At 67.6% G+C, this 14932-nt stretch carries 13 protein-coding genes and 1 pseudogene; all 14 read right to left on the bottom strand.

The annotated features are described in order from the left end of the window. Window positions 1-50: 50 nt before the first annotated feature. A complete protein-coding gene (locus tag V7Q42_RS20295) occupies window positions 51-932 on the bottom strand; it encodes an FkbM family methyltransferase (protein ID WP_333826085.1) in 882 nt (293 codons plus the stop codon). Window positions 933-1005: 73 nt separating this feature from the next. Further along, complete coding sequence (gene lpxB / locus V7Q42_RS20290; RefSeq protein WP_333826084.1) at window positions 1006-2205, bottom strand: lipid-A-disaccharide synthase; 1200 nt, start codon at window positions 2203-2205, stop codon at window positions 1006-1008. Then, window positions 2202-3077 carry an LpxI family protein gene (locus V7Q42_RS20285; RefSeq protein ID WP_333826083.1) on the bottom strand — a complete coding sequence of 292 codons (876 nt, stop codon included), beginning with the start codon at window positions 3075-3077 and terminating at the stop codon, window positions 2202-2204. Before V7Q42_RS20285 ends, lpxB begins: the two co-directional genes overlap by 4 nt. Before the next feature lie 8 nt (window positions 3078-3085). Further along, window positions 3086-3886 carry an acyl-ACP--UDP-N-acetylglucosamine O-acyltransferase gene (gene lpxA / locus V7Q42_RS20280; protein ID WP_333826082.1) on the bottom strand — a complete coding sequence of 267 codons (801 nt, stop codon included), beginning with the start codon at window positions 3884-3886 and terminating at the stop codon, window positions 3086-3088. A gap of 265 nt (window positions 3887-4151) precedes the next feature. Further along, window positions 4152-4625, bottom strand: a complete 474-nt coding sequence (gene fabZ / locus V7Q42_RS20275) for a 3-hydroxyacyl-ACP dehydratase FabZ (RefSeq protein ID WP_333826081.1) — start codon at window positions 4623-4625, stop codon at window positions 4152-4154. Window positions 4626-4642: 17 nt separating this feature from the next. Then, window positions 4643-5704 carry a UDP-3-O-(3-hydroxymyristoyl)glucosamine N-acyltransferase gene (lpxD, locus tag V7Q42_RS20270; RefSeq protein ID WP_333826080.1) on the bottom strand — a complete coding sequence of 354 codons (1062 nt, stop codon included), beginning with the start codon at window positions 5702-5704 and terminating at the stop codon, window positions 4643-4645. An 87-nt stretch (window positions 5705-5791) separates the two neighbouring features. Next, window positions 5792-8257 (bottom strand): outer membrane protein assembly factor BamA, encoded by a 2466-nt coding sequence (bamA, locus tag V7Q42_RS20265; RefSeq protein WP_333826079.1) that lies wholly within the window; start codon window positions 8255-8257, stop codon window positions 5792-5794. A gap of 281 nt (window positions 8258-8538) precedes the next feature. Beyond that, entirely contained in the window at window positions 8539-9675 is a 1137-nt protein-coding gene (locus V7Q42_RS20260) for a M50 family metallopeptidase (RefSeq protein WP_333826078.1), read from the bottom strand. Window positions 9676-9781: 106 nt separating this feature from the next. Further along, on the bottom strand, window positions 9782-10663 hold the full coding sequence (locus tag V7Q42_RS20255) for a phosphatidate cytidylyltransferase (RefSeq protein WP_333826077.1): 882 nt from the start codon (window positions 10661-10663) through the stop codon (window positions 9782-9784). After that, window positions 10660-11427 (bottom strand): isoprenyl transferase, encoded by a 768-nt coding sequence (locus tag V7Q42_RS20250; protein WP_333826076.1) that lies wholly within the window; start codon window positions 11425-11427, stop codon window positions 10660-10662. Before V7Q42_RS20250 ends, V7Q42_RS20255 begins: the two co-directional genes overlap by 4 nt. 43 nt (window positions 11428-11470) lie before the next feature. After that, a complete protein-coding gene (gene frr / locus V7Q42_RS20245; RefSeq protein ID WP_333826075.1) occupies window positions 11471-12028 on the bottom strand; it encodes a ribosome recycling factor in 558 nt (185 codons plus the stop codon). Window positions 12029-12174: 146 nt separating this feature from the next. Further along, window positions 12175-12912 (bottom strand): UMP kinase, encoded by a 738-nt coding sequence (pyrH, locus tag V7Q42_RS20240; RefSeq protein WP_333826074.1) that lies wholly within the window; start codon window positions 12910-12912, stop codon window positions 12175-12177. 141 nt (window positions 12913-13053) lie between these two features. Continuing rightward, the gene (tsf, locus tag V7Q42_RS20235; protein ID WP_333826073.1) at window positions 13054-13983 is read right to left on the bottom strand and encodes a translation elongation factor Ts; all 930 of its coding nucleotides are present in this window, start codon (window positions 13981-13983) and stop codon (window positions 13054-13056) included. A gap of 253 nt (window positions 13984-14236) precedes the next feature. Further along, a pseudogene (rpsB, locus tag V7Q42_RS20230) lies at window positions 14237-14932 on the bottom strand (30S ribosomal protein S2); the annotation flags it as partial.

Here is a 14932-nt window from a genome sequence, read left to right as displayed (position 1 = left end):
ACATTAAACGCATCAAATCAACATGATGGTCCAACCGCGCACAGGTCTCATCAGACGCAGAGGATGTTCTCTTCGTACATCATCAGAGCGGTGTCGATCGGCCGGAGCGTCGTGGCGTCGAGGCAGGTGTAGCCCCGGGCTTCGAGCTTGGCCACGATCTTCGCCCCGTCGAGGAGCGGATCGCGTTGCGGATCGCTCAGGACCTCGCACAGGATCGGGATGCGCCGTCCGGGTCGATCGAGGACGCGCGGCATGCCGTCGAAGCAGAAGCTCTCGTAGCCTTCCACGTCGATCTTGATCAGTCCGACTCGGTCGAGATCGAGGCCGCTCTCGGCGACATGATCGTCGAAACGGCAGAGGTCGACATCGATCGTCTCGACGAGTTCGGCGCCGTGATCGAGAAAATGCGGAAGCACCGAATTCGAACCGATGTTGATGTCGAAATTGGCGAAATTCTCTTCGCTGGGCGTCACCACGGTCATCGCGGTCACGCCGCGCTCCGCGCCGCAGGCGGCGTTGCGCAACACGAAGCGATGGGCCGGATTGGCCGCCGCCAACCGCTCGAGCGAGGCGTGGAGCGCCGGCACCGGTTCGAAGGCGTGCACCTCTCCCGTCGGACCGACCAGCGAAGCGGCGAAAGCCGACCAGTACCCCATGTTGGCGCCGATATCGACGAAGACCGAGCCGGGTCTGAGATATCGCCGGAAGATCGTCTCCAGGAACATCTCGTGGGTACGGAAGAAGTATTTGCGTGCCAGGATGTGGACGTCGGTGTCGACCGGAAAGACGACGTCACCGAAGCGCGTGGTGACGATGCCGTGCGGCGGCGCCGAGACCGCCTCTCGCGCCCGTCGCACCATCATACCGGGCAACGTCAGCGGCCGTGTCTTCAGGACGTTGCCGAAGAAATGTAGTGTCTTCTGCGAGAACATCGCCACCGTCTCCATCCGTGACACGACGGTGCGCGAATTGCGACGAACGCGCAACCGCCCGTCGGCCGCGTGGTTAAGGCCGACGATCGGCGAGGAGGTCGTGGACGGCCGCCGCGGCAGCGTCACCGATCTCGTCCGGCAGCCCCTGCCGCATCCGCATCTCGAAGCGTTCGAAGGCGGTAAGTTGCGCGGTCCGCGCCGGTCCGTCGCGCAACACGGCGACGAGCGCATCGGCGAGCGCGTCCGGGCGGCAGTCCTCGTCGATGAACTCGGGAACCACCTTCTCGCCCACCACCAGGTTCGGCAGCAGCGCCGAGCGCACCGGCAGGAGCTCGCGCAGCGGAGCGGGCACGTCGAGGAAACGCTTGATCAGCCGCCCGAGCGCATCGAGCCGGTAGGCGGCGACCATCGGCACCCCGGCGAAGGCGAGTTCCAAGGTCACCGTACCCGAAGCGGCGAGCGCCGCGTCGGCTCGGGCGAAGGCGGCGAACTTGGCCGCCTCGCCGGAGACGATCGTCGGCTTCACCGGCCAGGTCTCGAGACGCGCCTCGATCTCGGCGCGGACGTGGTCCACCGCCGGCAGGATCACCTCGACCGGCCCGACCGCGTCGACGAGCCGGCCGAGAGCGCCCCCGAAGGGCTCCATCAGGCGCGTCACCTCGGAGCGACGGCTGCCGGGCAGCACGACCACCACCGGGCGGCGCCCGGCGTCGAGCGGCGCGCTGCGCGGCTGCGGCGGTCGCACCTCGGCGAGGCGGGCGAGGAAGGGATGGCCGACGTAGACGGTGGGCGGACCACCGAGAATACGGTGCGCCGCCGGCTCGAACGGCAGCAGCGCCAGCAGGCGATCGGTGAAGGCGGCGATCTTCCTGGCCCGCCCAGGCCGCCACGCCCACACCGTCGGCGAGACGTAGAGGACGATCTTCTGATCGGGATGCGCCTTCTTCACCCGCTTGGCGACGCGATGGCAGAAATCCGGACTGTCGATCAGCACCAGGAGATCCGGTCGCGACGCGATCGCCGCTTCGGCCGTCTCGCGGATGCGCCGCAGGATCAGCGGCAGGCGCTCCAGCACCGGCCACAGGCCCATCACCGCGATGTCCGACATGGGAAAGAGGCTCGCGAGCCCCGCCGCCGCCATCGCCGGACCGCCGACGCCGGAGAACTCGATCGCGCCGGCGTGGCGCCGCGCGAGCGCCGCCATCAGGTCGGCGCCGAGGTGGTCGCCCGAGGTCTCGCCCGCCACGACGAAGATCCGCTTCGGCGCGGTCATGCCGCTCCCCTCCCCGTCTGCGGCGGAAAACCCCAGACCCAGAGCCCGGCCGCATCCGCTGCCGCCCCGACACCCGCCGCGTCCGCCACCAGCGTCCCGCCGGCCTCGACCGCGATCCCCGCGAGCCCGGCCGATGCCGCCGCGTCGACCGTGCCGCACCCGATCGCCGGCATGTCGAGACGCAGATCCTGGATCGGCTTCGGCAATTTGACCAGAACGCCGCGGCGCGGCTCGCCCGGCCGACGTGTGGCGGCGTGGGCGGCGAGCATGGCGTCGGTGCCGTCGCGGCCCTCGCGCGCCACCACACGGCCGTCGACGACGATCACCGCCTGACCGAGATCGCGGGCGCCGTGGTCCCGCGCCGCGGCGATGCCGCATTCGATGTCGGCGCGCGCCGAGGCGTCGGGACGGGCTTCGCCGAGCGCGCCTGCCCGCATCAGCAGGTCCGGTGCCGCCTCGCCGGCGCCGACGATGCGCAGGCCGCGACGCTCGAAGATCCGCGCGATCTTGCGCAAGAGGCTGTCGTCGCCCCGTCGCAGGATGCGCAGATTGCGCAGGAATTCGACGACGGCGCCGAAATCGAGTTCGCAGAGACGCGGCAAGCGGCGATCGCGAATGCCGCCGACGATCACCAGATCGCGCGCCCCGGCATCGCGGAAGAGGCGCAGCACGGTGCCGAGCTGGCCGCGGCCCACCCAGCGGTGGGGGAAGGCCTCGATCGACGGACCGGCCTCGCCTCGGATCGCCGCGATGATCACCTCGCGGCCGCGAGCCCGCGCCGCAGCCGCCACCAACCCGGGAAAGTCGCCGCCACCGGCGAGAATGGCGAGCGGACCGGAGGAAACCGCTCTTCCCTCGGTCGGATCGCGCATGGTGCGCCTCACCCCTCGCGACCGTTGCGCGGCATGCAGACGCGACGATCGCCGCCGACGCGGATGAACTCGACCACCTGCATGACAAGCGGTTCGTCGGCGAACATCGCCGCGACGTCCTCGACGCGTTCCAGCAGAGTTCCTTCGTCGGAGAACAGCATGCGGTAGGCGGCGCGCAGCTTGTGGATGCTGTCGCGCTCGAAGCCGCGGCGCTTCAGACCGACGATGTTGAGGCCGCCGAGGCGGGCCCTGTCGCCGATCGCCGAGCCGTAGGGAATGAGATCGTTCTCGAGACCCGAGAGGCCGCCGAGGAAGGCGTGCGGCCCGATGCGCACCCATTGGTGGACCGCCGACAGGCCGCCGAGTATGGCGTGGTCGCCGACGGTGACGTGGCCGGCGAGCGTCGCGTTGTTGACCAGGATGACGTTGTCGCCGACCCGGCAGTCGTGGGCGACATGGGCGCCGACCATCAGCAGGCAGTCGTCGCCGACGGTGGTGACGAGGCCGCCGCCTTCCGTCCCGGGGCTGATGGTCACCTGTTCGCGGATCGTGGTGTTGCGGCCGATGACGACCCGGCTCGCTTCGCCGTGATACTTCAGATCCTGCGGCGGGTGGCCGATCGAGGCGAAGGGGAAGATCTTGGTCTTCTCACCGACTTCCGTGAGACCGGCGAGAGAGACGTGGCTGATCAGTTCCACCCCGTCGCCGAGCACCACCTGCGGGCCGACGACACAGAACGGACCGACGACGGTTTCGGCGCCGAGCACGGCCCCGTCCTCGACGATCGCGGTGGGGTGGATCTTCGCCATGGGAGAGTGGTCCTCTTCTCGTCGTTCGTGGCGAGGTCTCCGGAGCGGTTTTCGATCCGGTTGCATCGGACCGAAACGGCTCGGAAGTTCTCGTGGAGCAAGGTCTTCTCGATCGGGCCGGCTCGGCCGGACCGGAACATGCTCTAGCCGACGCGGGCGCCGGCTCCGAAATCACTTTGCATGTCGGATTGTGACGGCGTCCGACGGACGTCGGGACGCATCGGCCGCGACCGCTCGAGACGCCACCGAAATACCGCCGCCGCACTCAGTCGCGCACCAGCATGGCGCTGACTTCGCCCTCGGCGACCAGCTTGCCGTCGACCTTGGCCTCGCCGCGGTACCACCACATGTTCGCCCGCTGCTTCAGCTTGGTCATGTGGAAGTGGACGGTGTCGCCGGGGACGACGGGCTTGCGGAACTTCACCTTGTCGATGGTCATGAAATAGACCACCGACGGCTTGCCGGCGCCGTCCGACTTCTTGGTCTTCAGCACGCACATGGCGCCCGCCGTCTGGGCCATCGCCTCGATCAGCAACACACCCGGGAAAACCGGGCGGCCGGGGAAATGTCCCTGGAACTGCGGCTCGTTGAAGGTGACGTTCTTGACGCCGACGCCGGCGTCGTCACCGTCGATGTCGACGATCTTGTCGACGAGCAGCATCGGATAGCGGTGCGGCAGAAGCTCGAGCAGCCCTTGGATGTCGACGGACTCGAGCTGGGTGGGCGGAGTATCGGACATCGGCCCCTCTTCCTTCTTCAGTCTTCGTGGCGATCGGAACCGCCGTCCCGGCGCGCCAGTTTTTTCAGTGTCGCGATCTCGCGCGCGAATTCGCGGATCGGCTTGGCCGGCGATCCGACGATGCGGGCCCCCGCCGGTACGTTCTCCATGACACCGGCCTGTGCGCCGATCTGCGCACCGGCGCCGATCTCGAGATGCCCGGTGACGCCCGCCTGGCCGGCCAGCACGACGAAGTCGCCGAGCACGGTCGAGCCGGAGACACCGGCGTGCGAGACGATGACGCAATGGCGGCCGACCACGACGTTGTGGGCGATCTGCACCAGATTGTCGATCTTGGTCCCCTCGCCGATCACCGTGTCGCGATTGGCGCCGCGGTCGATGGTCGAGTTGGCGCCGATCTCGACGTCGTCCTGGATCACCACACGGCCGATCTGCGGCACCTTGAGGTGACCCTTCGGTCCCATGGCGAAGCCGAAGCCGTCCTGCCCGACGCGGGTGCCGGAGTGGATGATCACGCGATTGCCGAGGAGCGCGTGGATCAACGTCACGTTGGCCGCAACATGGCAGTTGCGGCCGATCCGCACGTCGTGGCCGATGACGGCGTTGGCGCCGATCACCGTGCCGGTGCCGATCTCGGCGCGCGCTCCGATCACCGCACCCGGCTCGACGGTGACGCCCGGCTCGAGCCGGGCCGTCGGATGGACGTGCGCGCCGACGGCGATGCCGTCCGGCTCGCCGTAGGCGCCTTCGAGGCGCAGCGCCGCCGGATAGAGCTTGCCGACCACCGTGGCGAAGGCCCGATAGGGGTCGACGGCGACGATCGCGACGACGCCGTCCGGCACCTTGTCGGCGAAACGGGAGTGGACGAGGCAGGCGCTGGCGCGGGTCGTCGTCAGACGATCGATGTACTTCTTGTTGTCGAGGAAGGTCAGATCGCCCGGACCGGCGGTATCGAGCGGAGCGACGCCCTCCAGCACCACGTAGGCGGCGCGGTCGTCGGCGACGGTCGCGCCGGTCCAACTGCACACGTCCGCCACCGTCACGGACTTCGGGGGCGGAAAGAAGGTCGGGTCGCTCATGCCCTCACGCGGGTCCTCTTGTCCGACAAAGAAAAAGCCGCCGCGTGAACAGCGGCGGCCGATCTCGTATTTCCTCGGCGACGCCGATCAGAACTGCGTACCACCGCTGAAGCGGAAGATCTGAGTCTGATCGTACTTGTCCTTGACCACCGGGATACCGAAGTCGCCGCGCAGCGGACCGAAGGGCGACTTCCACATCAGGCCGACGCCGACCGAGGCGCGAACCTTGACCTTGTCGACATAGTTGAACGTGCCGCAGCTGACCGGATTGGTCGTGCAGGGGATGTTCGTGCCGATCGCCGGGATCGACTGCTTGTCGACACCCCACAACAGACCGGCGTCCGAGAAGCCCGACAGATAGAGGCCGAACTCCTCCGGCGTCCCCGGGAACGGCATCGACACTTCGACAGTACCGGCGACGTAGTTCCGCCCGCCGAGCGCACTGTTGAGGGTATAGGTCGTGGTGCCCTGGGTGATCTGCGAGATGTCGCGCGGACCGATACCGAGCGGCGCGAAGCCACGGATCGTCTCGCCGCCGATGAAGAAGTTGTCGAAGAGTTCGACCTTCTGCCCCAGACCGGTGATGTTGCCGGCCCTGACGCGCGCCATGCCGATGACGCCCCAATCAGCGTAGAGCTCCTTGTAGATGCGCGCATCGACCGTGGTGCGGAGGAAGCGGGCATCGCCGCCGGCGCCGGCGAACTCCTGGCTGAACTTCGCGTAGATGCCGTCATGCGGCAACTGCATGTTGTCCAGAGTGTTGTAGACGAGGCTGTAACCCGGGATCGAGGTCAGCCGCCGCCGCGAGTAGTCGGCGCAGGCGATACCCGGATAGGTCGGGCAGACGAAGCGCAGATAGGCGAGCGAAGCTTCGCCGTTGAGGAAGTCGCCGTCGTGCTGCGACGCCGCGATCCCGATCTCCTGCTGATTGATCGTGTAGCTCACACCGAAGGTCAGGTTCTCGGTGATCGGCAGTCCGAAACGGATCGTACCACCGGTGTTCTTCTCGCTGTAATTGCGATAACTCGATTCGAGATACTGCTTCTGGTAGACGTCGAAGCCGGCCGAGATACGGTATCCGAGGAAGTAGGGCTCGGTGAACGAGAACTGATAGCCGCGCTGATACTGGCCGTACTGGGCGCTCGCCTTGAAGTACTGGCCGCGACCGAGGAAGTTCTTCTCCGAGAAGGAGACGTCGCCGAGCACGCCGTCGGCGGTCGAATAACCGGCACCGAAGCCGATTTCACCCGTCGCCTGCTCTTCGACATCGACGTTGACGACGACGCGGTCCGGAGCCGAACCGGGCACGGTGTCGGTGCGAACGCTCTTGAAGAAGCCGAGTCGGTTCAGGCGGCGCTCGGCCTTGTTGACCAGAACCTTCGAATAGGCGTCGCCTTCCGACATGTCGAATTCGCGGCGGATGACGTAGTCGCGGGTACGGTCGTTGCCGCGGACGTTGATCCGCTCGACGTAGACCCGCTGGCCTTCCTCGACATAGTAGGTGATGCCGATGGTGTGGTTGGCGTAGTCACGCTGGGCGCGCGGACGAACCTGAGCGAAGGGATAACCCGACCGCGCCGCAGCGAGGGTCAGAGCCTCCATGGTCTTCTCGACGTCTTCGGCCGAATAGACGCTGCCTTCGCGGGTACCCACCGCCGACTTCAACGAGCCCATGTCGAGATTGGCCAGCGACGACTGAACGTCGATGGCGCCGAAGGTGTACTGTTCACCCTCGTCCACCGTGAAGGACACGAAGAAGACGTTGCGCTCGCGATCGAGATCCGCGGTCGCCGAGACGACACGCATGTCGGCGTAGCCGTTCTTCATGTAGTAGCGGCGCAGCAGTTCCTGGTCCGACTGCAGACGCTCCGGATCGTAGGTGTCGGTGGTGCGCAGCCATCCGAGCATGCCGCTCTCGCGGGTCTTCACGACGTCGCGCAGACGCCCCGACGACATGGCGTGGTTGCCGACGAAGCCGATGCGGGTCACCGCGGTCTTGTCGCCCTCGTCGATCTCGTAGACGAGATTGACGCGGTTGTCGGCCAAGCTGATGACCTTGGCCTCGACCTGGGCGCGATAACGACCGTTGCGGCGATAGGCTTCGAGCAGGCGCTGCACGTCGCCCTGGACGCGTGCCTTCGACATGAAGCCACGCGACTGGGTCTGGATGACGCCCTTGAGCTGCTCGTCGGTGATGCGCTTGTTCCCCTCGAAGGCGATCTTGTTGATCATCGGGGACTCGACGACGGTGACGACCAGCGATCCGCCCTCGCGGGAGATCTTCACGTCGGAGAAGAGATCGGTCGCGTAGAGCGCCTTGAGCGAGGCGTCGATGTCCTGCGCCGAGAAGGATTTTCCGGGCTTCACCGCGACATAGGAGCGGACCGTTTCCGCCTCCACCCGGGTGATGCCGCGAACCACGATGTGCGAAACGACGTCCGCTCGCGCGACGCTGGCACCGAGCAGGTCGCTCTCGATGCCGATTGCCGGAACGACGGTCAGCATCGCCGCCGCGAGCGCCGTCTTCGTCATCACTTTCGTGAAGGAACTCATCGTGTCCGGACCCCGTCTCTTTTCGGTCGCCATTCCCTGCATCGACGTCCTCGAACGAGCGACGCCGACCGCCGGAGCGACCGCTTGAATCTCTCCGACCGTTCCGAGCTTTGTACAGGCTTTTGCCGTCGGTGCAAGCCGACCCGCGCCGCCCCCGACGTCGTTTGCCGCCGACCGTTGCGCGTCGGCCACTGCCATTTCGGATCGCATTCCGCCCGTCACCTTCCCCGGAGAGCTACACGATACCAGGGCCTCCCCGAGCCCTTGCGCGAACGCCGCCGCTACTGCAGCGATGCCAGATGGCTGATGTCGTTCCAGGTGGAAACGACCATCAACGCGAGGACGATCGCCAACCCGATACGGAAACCGATGTCCTGCGCCCGTTCCGACAGGGGACGCCCCCTGACCGCTTCGGCCGCATAGAAGACGAGATGACCGCCGTCGAGCATCGGAATCGGCATCAGATTGAGCAGGCCGATCGACACCGACAGCAACGCCGCCAGATTGACCAGCGCCAGGAATCCGACCTCGGCGACCTCACCGGAGATCTGCGCCACCCGCAGCGGCCCGCCGAGCTGGCTCGCCGATTCTCGTCCCGAGAACAGGCCGGCGACGAAGGTCCCGGTCCGCTCGACGATGAACCAGGTCTCGGCGACGCCGGCGCCGAGCGCACCGATCGGCGAGAAGTGCTTCAACACGCGATCCTTGGGGTCGCGACTCGCCTGGATGCCGAGCAGACCGCGGGTCTGCGCGCCGAACCGGCTCTTCTCTTCGAAGGGCCGCGGCGTCGCCGTCAGATCGACGCGCTTGCCGTCGCGCTCGACGGTCACCGCCGTCGGCAGATCGGCGCGCACCGAGATCACCCGCATGATGTCGACGAAACTCTCGATCGGCCGGCCTTCGATCGACACGATCAGGTCATCCTGTCGGATGCCGGCGACTTCGGCGGCGCTGCCCGGCGACACGGCGCCGACCCGCGGGACGATGTCCATGCGGCCGGCGGTGGCGAACATCACCGTGAAGATGACGATGGCGAGGATGAAATTGGCGATCGGCCCGGCGGCGACGATCGCCGCGCGCGCCGCGACCGGCTGAGTCGGGAAGGCGACCGCCCGCTCCTCCGCCGTCATCGCGTCGACGGCGTTCGTATCGGGGGTCGACGCGGCGTTCTCGTCGCCGACGAACTTGACGTAACCGCCGAGGGGAATGAGCGCGATGCGCCAGCGCGTCCCCTTGCGGTCGTTCCAGCCGAAGAGTTCGGGCCCGAAACCGATGGAAAAGGTCTTCACCCCGACGCCGCACCAGCGGGCGACGAGGAAATGGCCGAGTTCGTGGAAGAACACCACCATCGTCAGGACGAACAGGAACGGCGGGCCGTAGCTCGTCACCGTCGAGACGATACTCTGCACGAAATTCATCGCCACCCTCTGCTCGCGTCCGCGACGCGTCTCCCGGCCGCACACTGTCGCACGGCAATCGTGAACAACCACCCAACACGGGCGATGCCCGTCATGTAGGGTGTCCTCACCAGAAGAGCAGCCCTGCGGTCGGGTTGCTCACGCCACCGTGCGATGCCGCGATCGCGACCGCCGCGACCGCCGCGGCGACGAGACCGTCGACACGGTCGAGAATGCCGCCGTGACCGGGGATCAGCCGGCCCGAATCCTTGACGCCGAAGCGGCGCTTCAGGGCGCTCTCGAAGAGGTCGCCCCCCTGCGAGGCGATCGACAGGACGACCGTGACGAAGAGCACGGGAAGAAGCCGCTGCGCACCGGCGAAATGGGCGACGATCAGGCCGGCGACGACCGCGCCGATCACCCCGCCGATCGCCCCCGACCACGTCTTTTTCGGCGACACCCTCTCCCACAATTTCGGCCCACCGATGGCACGGCCGGCGAAAAAGGCGGCGATGTCCGTCGTCCACACCACGGCGAAAAGATAGATGACCAGCCACAACCCGATCGGCGCGTCGCGCAGCGCCACCAGCGACATCGCCGACAGGCCGGCGTAGAGCGCCCCCCACGGGGCCCAACGACGGGCATCGTCGGAGAGCGCGCGCTCGCGCACCTCGCGCGACGACAGGGCGGCGGCGACACCGAGGACGGCGATCACCACGCCGACGGTGTAGATCGCCGGCGCTCCGAAACGACCGGCGAAGGCGGCGACCGCGACCGCGGCGCCGACGAGACCGAGTTGGGCGAGGCGCAACGGTGCCCGCGGACCGCCCATGACGATGGTCGTCCACTCGTCCATCATCAGGACCGCGCAGATCACCACCAGGACGGCGAAGGGGACGCCGCCCCACCACGTCAGGGCGAGCGCGACCGGCGCGATCACCAGGGCCGAGGCGATGCGCAGCTTCAATTCGCGCGACTTGTCGACCGGCGCGCCGCTCGCTTGGCTCATCTCGCCCCCTGGCGCGCGCCGACGCCGCCGAAACGGCGCTCACGGGCATTGTATTCGAGGATCGCCGCATCGAAGGCGTCCTCGTCGAAATCGGGCCACAGGACGGCCGAGAACACCAGTTCGGAATAGGCCGCCTGCCACAACAGGAAGTTCGACAGGCGCTTCTCGCCCGAGGTGCGGATGACGAGATCCGGCTCCGGCATGGCGGCGGTGTGGAGTTCGGCGTCGATCGCCTCGGCATCGATGTCTTGCGGAGAAATCTCGCCGCGCGTCACCTTCTCGGCGAGCGCCCGCACCGCCCCGACGATCTCCTGGCGGCCGCCGTAGTTGAAGGCGATGGCGAGCGTCAGGCCGGTGTTGGCGCGGGTCAGGCTCTCCGCCTCGTCGAGGAGGCCGGCGATGTCCACGGGCAGACCCTCGCGTTCGCCGATCACCTTGACCCGCACGTTCTCGGCGTGCAGTTCGGCGAGATCGCGACGGATGAAGAATTTCAGGAGCCCCATCAGGAAGCCGACCTCTTCGGCCGGCCGCCGCCAGTTCTCCGAGGAGAAGGAATAGAGGGTCAGCTGATCGAGGCCGCGACGGGAGGCGTGGCGGATGATTCGCCTCACCGCCTCCATGCCCTTGCGGTGTCCCTCGGTGCGCGGCAGGCCGCGGGCCTGAGCCCATCGGCCGTTGCCGTCCATGATGATGGCGACGTGACGCGGCACGACGGCCTTGTCGTCAACGGCTTGTCCGGCGGGCGCTTCCGAAGCCATCGTCATCGCATGGGATCCTCGGGACATCGGTCGCGCGGGCTGCACGACCTCAGACCTTGATGATGTCCTGTTCCTTGGCGGCGAGAAGCTTGTCGATCTCGACGACGGTCTCGTCGGTGAGCTTCTGCACCTTGTCCTGCAGACGGCTCTCCTCGTCCTCGCTCATGCCGTCCTTCAGCGCCTTCTTGAGGCTGTCGTTACCGTCGCGCCGCACGTGGCGGACGGCGACCTTGGCGGCCTCGGCATACTTGTGGGCGACCTTGACCAGCTCCTTGCGGCGCTCGGCGTTGAGCTCGGGGATCGGCACGCGCATCGTCGCGCCCTCGACGATCGGGTTGAGGCCGAGATTGGCCTCGCGGATCGCCTTCTCCACCGCATGGGCCATGCCGCGATCCCACACCGAAACGAGCAGCATGCGCGATTCGGGCACGGAGACGGTCGCCACCTGATTGAGCGGCATGCGGGCGCCGTAGGCCTCGACGGTGACCGGCTCGAGCAGGTGGGTGGAGGCGCGGCCGGTGCGCAGGCCGGCGAGCTCTTCCTTGTAGACGTGGACCGCCTGAGTCATGCGGCGCTTGAGATCTTCCAGGTCGAACTTGTGTGACATCGGACGTCCTCGGGAGGGCTTTCCTCGGATGTGCCCGGCCGACGACGGTTCGTCGACTTCGAGCGAGGGGGTAGGAGTTCAATGCGTCGCTTTCGGGGCGAAGGATCGCCCCGACGCACACATCGACGACTGGTCGGCGATCGACGTCACCCTCCCCGAGAGTCGCGGCCGGCGACCACGGTCGCCACGGCCTCACCCTTCAGAACGTCGATCAACGCACCCGGCTCCTGAGCCGAGAACACGATTATCGGAATACCGTTGTCGCGGGCAAGTGCGAATGCCGCGGTGTCCAGGACCTTGAGATCCCGGCGGATCGCCTCGTCGAAGGTGAGCCGATCGAAGCGGGTGGCCGTCGGATCCTTCTTGGGATCGGCGGTGTAGACGCCGTCGACGTTGGTCGCCTTGAGGATGGCGTCGCAGCGCATCTCCGAGGCGCGCATCGCCGCCGTCGTGTCGGTGGTGAGAAACGGCGTGCCGAGACCGCCGGCGAAGAGCACCACCCGGTCGCGGGCGAAGGCGGCGAGCGCGTCGCGCTGGGTGAAGCCGTCGGCGACCGTCGGCATGGCGAGACCGGTGAAGACCCGCGCCTCGATGCCGCGCGCCCCGAGCGCCTCGCGCATGGCGAGCGCATTCATCACCGTCGCCATCATGCCCATGTGGTCGCCGGTGACCCGGTCGGTGCCCTGCTTCTCGAGCCAGGCGCCGCGGAACAGGTTGCCGCCGCCGATGACCACGCCGATCTCGGCGCCGATGGCGTGGGCGGCGGCGATCTCGTCGGCGATGCGGCCGACGATCGCACTGTCGATACCGAGCGGCTCGCCGCCCGCCAGCGCTTCGCCCGAGAGCTTGAGGAGCACCCGTTTCCAGGCCAGTTTCCCGCTCATCTCCCCGCCCTTTCTCGTCATCGACCGGCAAAACCGCCGAATCCCGAGGGATTCGCGGTTCACGTCCCGTGCCCGGATACACGAAGGGCGCCGGTTCGTCACCAGCGCCCGCCGCAATTCACGTGACGTGGGGTCCGAGGATCAGACGCCGGCCTGGGCGGCGACTTCCGCCGCGAAGTCGGAGACTTCCTTCTCGATGCCCTCGCCGATCACCATGCGCACGAAGGCCTTGATGGTGATCGCGGCGCCGAGGTCCTTCGCCGCCTGGGCGACGAGCGCCTCGACGGTCAGCTCGGGGTTCATCACGAAGTTCTGCTTCAGGAGGGTGACCTCCTCGTAGAACTTGCGGATGCGGCCCTCGACCATCTTCTCGACGACGGCGGCCGGCTTGCCGGACTCGAGCGCCTGAGCGGAGAAGATCTGACGCTCCTTCTCGACGATCGCCGGATCGATCTCCTCGGTGCGCACGGCGGCCGGGGTCGGATCGTGGGCGGCGACGTGCATGGCGATCTGCTTGCCGAGCGCGGCGAGCTTCGCCTTGTCGGCGGCCGACTCGAGCGCGACCAGCACGCCGATCTTGCCGAGACCGTCGGAGACCTGGTTGTGGACGTAGGACGCGACCACACCGTCGCCGACCGACAGGACGGCCGAGCGGCGCAGCTGCATGTTCTCGCCGATGGTGGCGACCGCGTCGGTGATCGAATCGACGACCGACTTGCCCGTCGAGGCCAGGGTGGCGGCGCCGAGGGCGGCCACGTCGCCGTCGGTGGTCAGCGCCACGGCGGCGACGCCCTTGACGAGGGCCTGAAAGCCGTCGTTGCGGGCGACGAAGTCGGTCTCGGAGTTGACCTCGACGACGGCGCCGCGGGTGCCGTCGGTGGCGACGCCGACGAGGCCCTCGGCCGCGGTGCGGCCGGACTTCTTGGCGGCCTTCGACAGGCCCTTCTTACGCAGCCAGTCGACGGCGGCTTCCATGTCGCCGTTGTTCTCGGTCAGGGCCGCCTTGCAGTCCATCATGCCCGCGCCGGTCTTCTCGCGCAGTTCCTTCACCTGGGAAGCGGAAATGGTCATGTTCGCCTCTGAATCTTGTTCGGACTGAATGCGTCGCGGGACGAGCGGACCCGCCTTCGGGTCGGCTCCGGGGCCGGGGTGGCCCCCGTCGGATGTGCCGTCTTCGGATGGCCCATCATCGGATGGGCATCGGCCGGGATCGAACGGGAGAACCGCGATCACCGGTGACGGTACGGATCGAAGCCGACGATCCGCGACGTTTCGATGACGGACGGCCCGGACGATCGCCCGGGCCGTTCGCGTCGGATCACTCGCCGGTGATCTCGGCCAGCGCCGGCTCTTCGACCAGCACCTCGGCCTCGCCGATGTCGACGCCCATGTCGCCCTGCGAGCGCGACAGGCCGTCGATGGCGGCGCGAGCGATCAGGTCGGTGTAGAGCGCGATGGCGCGGCCGGCGTCGTCGTTGCCCGGGATCGGGAAGGTGATGCCGTCCGGATCGCAGTTGGAATCGAGGATGGCCGCGACCGGGATGCCCAGACGACGGGCTTCCTGGATGGCGAGCGACTCGCGGTTGGTGTCGATGACGAACACCAGATCCGGCAGGCCGCCCATGTCCTTGATGCCGCCGAGCGAGCGGTCGAGCTTCTGACGCTCGCGGTCGAGGGTCAGGCGCTCCTTCTTGGTGATCAGGTTGGCCGCGTCGCCGGTGAGCATCTCGTCGATCTTGCGCAGGCGCTGGATCGAGTTGGAGATGGTCTTCCAGTTGGTCAGCATGCCGCCGAGCCAACGGGCGTTGACGAAGTACTGGGCCGAACGGCGCGCCGCATCGGCGACCGGCTCCTGGGCCTGGCGCTTGGTGCCGACGATCAGCACGCGGCCGCCCTTGGCGACGGTGTCCGACACCGCCTTCAGAGCCTGGTGCAGCAGCGGCACGGTCTGGGCGAGGTCGATGATGTGGATGTTGTTGCGGGTGCCGAAGATGAACTCGGCCATCTTCGGGTTCCAGCG

It is taken from the genome of Pinisolibacter sp. (assembly GCF_036782435.1).
In the GTDB taxonomy this organism is placed as follows: Bacteria; Pseudomonadota; Alphaproteobacteria; order Rhizobiales; family Ancalomicrobiaceae; genus CALBKH01.
Note: the sequence above shows the minus strand (reverse complement) of the source record. Positions and strands in the feature narration are given on the sequence as shown.